Annotated in this window: 3 protein-coding genes; all 3 read left to right on the top strand. The window is 55.4% G+C overall.

Annotated features, from left to right (window positions below; all coding sequences use genetic code 11):
- Positions 1-2,025, top strand: a 2,025-nt coding sequence (locus tag IQ235_RS16930) for a methyl-accepting chemotaxis protein (protein ID WP_264322605.1), incomplete at its 5' end; no start/stop codon positions are given.
- 48 nt (positions 2,026-2,073) lie between these two features.
- Positions 2,074-5,166, top strand: coding sequence for a methyl-accepting chemotaxis protein (locus IQ235_RS16925; protein ID WP_264322604.1), 3,093 nt, complete (start codon positions 2,074-2,076; stop codon positions 5,164-5,166).
- An 11-nt stretch (positions 5,167-5,177) separates the two neighbouring features.
- The coding region (locus tag IQ235_RS16920) for an Hpt domain-containing protein (protein ID WP_264322603.1) at positions 5,178-5,740 on the top strand (563 nt) is incomplete at its 3' end.

The raw sequence follows: 5,740 nt of genomic DNA, 5'->3' as shown, positions 1-5,740 counted from the left end.
GGAGAAGAAGGGGAAGCCAACGTAAAACGCGCCGATTCCTCCCTGCTCGAAGCCGCCGTTGCCAATCCGGGGGAAATTGTCACCGATCGCGTTGGGGAAGGCAACACCACCTATACCGCCGCCGCCAAAGCCCTAACCGACATTAACGATAACCCCGTGGCGGTGCTGGTGCGCGGCACTCCCGAAACCGCTCTGAATCAACTGCTGAAAAACAGCCTGCCACCGCTTGTCGCCGTCGCCCTCGGCGCGATCGTCCTCAATGCGATTTTGGCGCGACTTTTGGGGCGCACCATTGCCAACCCCGTCGCCAATCTCCAGGACACCACAGATGAATTTACTCGGGGGAATCGCGCCGCCCGCGCCGAAGTGTGGGCCGACGACGAAATCGGTCAGCTGGCGAGAACCTTCAACGTGATGGCCGATAATCTCAACACCCAAACTCGCCGCCAGCAAGAGGAAACAGAACGAGAACGCTCGATTTCTCAAGTGACGACCCGCATCCGGGAATCCCTCAATCGCGATCGAATCTTCGAGATTACCGTCAATCAAACCCGCGAAGTCCTAAGCGCCGATCGAACGTTAATCTATCTGTTCGACGAGAACTGGCAGGGCACGATCGTTGCCGAATCTGTTCTCGAAGCATGGCCTGAAGCCTTGGGGGCGCGAATCGCCGATCCCTGCTTCGCCCAAAACTACGCCGAGAAATATCAACGGGGACGAGTGCAAGCAACCAACGATATTCAAAACGCCGACCTGACGGATTGTCACCGCAACCAACTCAAACCTTTCTCCGTGCGGGCCAATTTAGTCGCCCCTATTGTGGTGGACGAAAAACTACTCGGCTTGCTCGTCTCTCACCAATGTTCCGGACCGCGCATTTGGCAACCCAACGACATTGAAATCTCGCGCGCGGTCGCCATCCAGCTCGGTTACGCCCTCGAACAAGCGGAACTACTCGCTCAACGGGAACAAGCTCGCCAAGCGGCAGAAGCCGTCTCAGAGGAACAGCGCCAGCAAAAAGAAGCCCTGCAACTGCAACTGATTAACTTGCTCGGAGACATTGAAGGAGCCGCCAGCGGGGATTTAACCGTCCGCGCCGACGTGACGGCCGGAGATCTGGGTACCGTCGCCGACTTCTTCAACTCGATCGTCGAAAGTTTGCGCGCGATCGTCACCCAGGTGAAACAATCGGCAACCCGAGTCAATTCCTCCCTCGGAGAAAACGAAGGAGCCATCCGTCAACTGAGCGAAGAAGCCCTCAAGCAAGCGGGGGAAACCACCCGCACCCTCGATTCCATCGAAAAAATGACCGAGTCGATTCAATCGGTGGCTCGCAGCGCTTCTGAGGCCGCTAAAGTGGCCCGAACGGCTTCGACAACCGCTCAAACCAGCGGAGATGCCATGGATCGGACGGTGGAAAACATCTTGAGCCTGCGGGAAACTGTCGCCGAAACAGCCAAAAAAGTGAAGCGCCTCGGAGAATCCTCCCAGCAAATCTCCCGAGTGGTGTCTTTGATCAACCAAATTGCCCTGCAAACGAACTTACTCGCCATTAATGCTGGCATTGAAGCCGCCCGCGCCGGGGAAGAAGGTCAGGGCTTTGCCGTGGTGGCAGAAGAAGTAGGAGAACTCGCCGAACGATCGGCCGGCGCCACCAAAGAAATCGAGCGGATCGTAGAAAACATTCAACTCGAAACCGCCCAAGTGGTGGAAGCCATGGAACAAAGTACCGCCCAGGTGGTGGAAGGAACCCATCTGGTTGAAGATACCAAACAGAGTTTGGGGCAAATTGTGGAAGTGTCGCGGCAAATTGACGACCTGGTGCAATCGATCTCTAGCGCCACCGTCTCCCAGGTGGAAACTTCCCAAGCCGTATCGAGCTTGATGCAACAAATCACCCAAGTCTCCGAGCGCACCTCCCATTCCTCTCGCCAGGTGACCGACTCCTTGCGGGAAACGGTGGAAATTGCGCGGCAACTCCAAACCTCTGTAGGCACCTTTAAAGTCGATTCCGAGGGCGGCTAGTCTTTACCCAAACCGAACATCCCCTGTTACCAGCCAGAGACACCATCTATGACCAACCCCACGGATTTAATTGATGACAATCGAGAGCCACTGCCATCGATGTCAGCAGAGAACGGCGATCGAAACATACCGGAGCGACCGTCATCAGAGCTTTCTTGGCGATCGAGTTCCTACCGCCAAAAACCCGCACTCGATCCCCCCACCAAAACCCCAAAAGATCCGCGACTGCTGTGGCGAGCTTCACCCTATCAAAAAGGTCAATGGCAAGGTCTGCCTCTCGATCGCCAGTTATTAGTCAAGATTTTGCCGGGGGTTCTCCTTCCTCTAGGATTGGCCACCTGGCTCAGTTATGCCCTGACGACGCGGGGAGCCACCCTAGAGACCCAGAAACGATTGCAAGGAGAACTGCTCGCGGCAGCAAAAGTTGCCGAACGCATCATCATCGAAACGGAAATCGTTACGGACTCGGTAGCTGCCAATCCCCTGATTATCGAAGCGGCACGGGAAAATACCCAACGCGCCCAGGAAGAAGGAATTGCCGAACTCTCGATCGAGGAAGCCGAACAGCGGTTTGCCAATACCTTGTTGTTGAATCCCAGTCAGCCCATTAACGACTATCTCAAGCGTCTGACCCAAATCGAAGAGATTGCCGAACTTTTCTTCACGGAAAAAAATGGTTTCAACGTTGCCTACAGCCAACCCACATCCGATTTCGTCCAGCGGGACGAATCCTGGTGGAATCAAGCCAAAGATAGCCAAGAGCAACTCCTGATTCCCGCCTTCGACGAATCGGCTAATGTCAATGCCATTGAAATTGTCGAGCGGATTGCCGACCCCACCTCCGGAGAATTTCTCGGGGTTCTTAAAGCCGTGGTTCCAGCGCAAACCTTCGATCGCGTGACCAGCTTCCTACTGGATTTAGAGGTATTCGAGTCCGAAGAGGCTCAAATTGTTGTCTTCGACGAGCAAAACAACCCCACACCCCTCAATACCAGATCGAATACCATCTCAGAAGAAGCCAACGAGGGAGAAGCGACACCAGCCGAGGTCGACAACACTGCAGAAATCCTCGGAGGCGAGACGATCGCCCAACGGGCAGCGACTCTCTCAGATATTTACCTCAACAACCAAGACGACCTGGATGCGGCGATCGAAGAAGCAGATTTCCCGATTACTAAACTCCAACTCGAAGCCGAAAAAGGCGATGCCTCGGAGGTGGTGTTAGAAACAGAACTAGTCGAGGGCAATCGCCAGTTCTACTTATCGACCATTCCCAAAACTCACTGTGTCATTTTGGCTTCGATCGAGCGGGGAGAAATTAACGCCGCCGGACGCAACTCCGCCTTGTTATTTGCCGGTGTTTTGCTAGCAGTGGCCGGCATCTCCACCGTGGCGATCGTCCGAGCCTCGCGCCAAGTCGCCCAACCCCTGGCACAGTTGGTGAGTGCGACTGAGGAAGTCGCCAGAGGCAATTTGGACGTTTACACCGAAGTCGAAGGTGCCGCAGAAACCCGGCAACTTGCTAACAGTTTCAATGCCCTGGTGGTGCGAGTTCGAGACCTGCTGTTCCAACAAGTGGCTGAAACCGAAAGCGCCCAGCAACTCGGTCAAATTACCGCTCTAATCCGGGAATCCCTCGATCGCACTCGAATTCTCGATGCAGCCGTCAACGCCACCCGACAAGCTCTAAGAACCGATCGAACTCTCGTCTACGAATTTAACCCCCAGTGGGTGGGAACCGTTATTGCCGAGTCCGTGGTGCGGGGTTGGCCCAAAGCCTTGGGGGTGGAAATCGAAGATCCCTGCTTTGCCAAGGGGTTTGTAGAACAGTACGAGCGGGGTCGCATTCAAGCCACCGAAAACATCTACGATGCTAACTTGACCCCCTGTCATATCGGACAACTCGAATCCCTGGGGGTAAAAGCCAACTTAGTCGCTCCCATTTTGGTGGGTAGCAAACTCACCGGCTTGCTCATCGCCCACCAATGTTCCGGGACGCGAGCGTGGCAGGATACAGAAACCGAACTCATGCGCCAGGTTGCCATCCAGCTTGGGTTTGCCTTAGAGCAAGCGAACCTGCTCGATCAACGGGAACAAGCACGCCAGACTGCTGAAATCCTCTCGGACGAGCAGCGACAGCAAAGGGAAGCGCTCCAGCAGCAGCTGGCCAACCTCTTAATTGAAGTCGAAGGGGCTTCGAGTGGCGATCTGACCGTGCGCGCCGACGTGACGGCCGGTGAAATTGGTATCGTTGCCGACTTTTTCAACGCGATTGTCGAGAGCTTGCGCCAAATCGTCAGCCAGGTGAAACAATCGGCAACCCAAGTCAACGCCTCCCTCGGAGCAAACGAAGGGGCCATCCGCCAGCTCGCCCAAGAGGCTCTCAAGCAAGCGGGGGAAACCACCCGTACCCTCGATTCCGTCGAAAAAATGACCGAGTCGATTCAATCGGTGGCTCGCAGCGCCCGTCAGGCCGCTGACGTGGCCCGCACCGCCTCCACCACGGCCCGATCTGGGGAAGAGGCCATGGATCGCACCGTGGAAAACATCTCCAGTTTGAAAGAAACCATTCGCGAAACGGCCGACAAAGTTGCGCAGTTGGGGGAATCCTCCCGACAAATTTCTAAAGCGGTGTCGCTGATTAACGAAATTGCCCTGCAAACTAACGTCTTGGCCATTAACGCCGGCTTGGAAGCCGCCCGCGCTGGGGAAGAAGCCCAGGGATTCGCGGTGGTGGCAGAAGAAGTGGGAGAACTCGCCGAGCGATCGGCAGCAGCCACCCAAGAGATCGAGCAACTGGTGAAAAACATTCAGCTCGAAACGACCCAGGTGGTCAAAGCCATGGAACAAAGTTCGGCTCAGGTGAGTGAAGGGGCGCATCTGGTCGAAAATACCAAACAGAGTCTGGGGGAAATTGTCGAAGTCTCCGGGCAAATCGATAAACTGGTGGCATCGATTTCAAATGCCACCGTCTCCCAAGTGGAAACCTCGAGCGCGGTATCGAGCTTGATGCAGGAAATCGCGCAAGTGTCCGAGCGCACCTCGGATTCCTCGCGCCAGGTGTCAGACTCTCTGCGGGAAACGGTGGAAATCTCGCAAGAACTGCAAACCTCGGTTGGTACATTCAAAGTGGATTCGTAAAGGGAACGATCGTGTCACAAGACAAGGAATTTGCAATCAAACTCCAGTTTCTCGATGAAGCACAGGATTATTTGAGTACGCTCGAATCCTCCCTCATCGGATTATCAAGCCGTCGCATCGATCGCGAACAAGTGGACGGGGCACTCAGAGCCGCCCATTTCATCAAAGGGGGATCGGGCATGATGGGATTCGGGGTGCTCTCTCAACTCGCTCATCGCCTGGAAGATTCTTTCAAGGTTCTCAAAACCCAGCATCAATCCCTCGATATCGAAGCGGAACTCGAAGGACTGCTGCTAGCTGGAGTAGACTGCTTGCGCCGAGAGATCGGCAGCGATCGCCACGCACTCCTACAAGGCATCGATCCCCAAGAGGCGATCGATACCTTGTGGCTCGAAACTGAAGCCAACCCGATTTTCGATCGCCTTTACGAACGTCTGGGCGACCCCCAAGCGGATGATGCCGCATCGATACTCTCCCCAGAGGAGGGTCAAGACGTGATCGCTCTCCTGTTTGAAAGCGAGGTAGAGGGTTGCCTGCAACGCTTAGAATCCGTGTTGGCCGACCCGAATTTACC

The organism is Zarconia navalis LEGE 11467 (assembly GCF_015207075.1).
GTDB lineage: Bacteria > Cyanobacteriota > Cyanobacteriia > Cyanobacteriales > Geitlerinemataceae > Zarconia > Zarconia navalis.
Note: the sequence above shows the minus strand (reverse complement) of the source record. Positions and strands in the feature narration are given on the sequence as shown.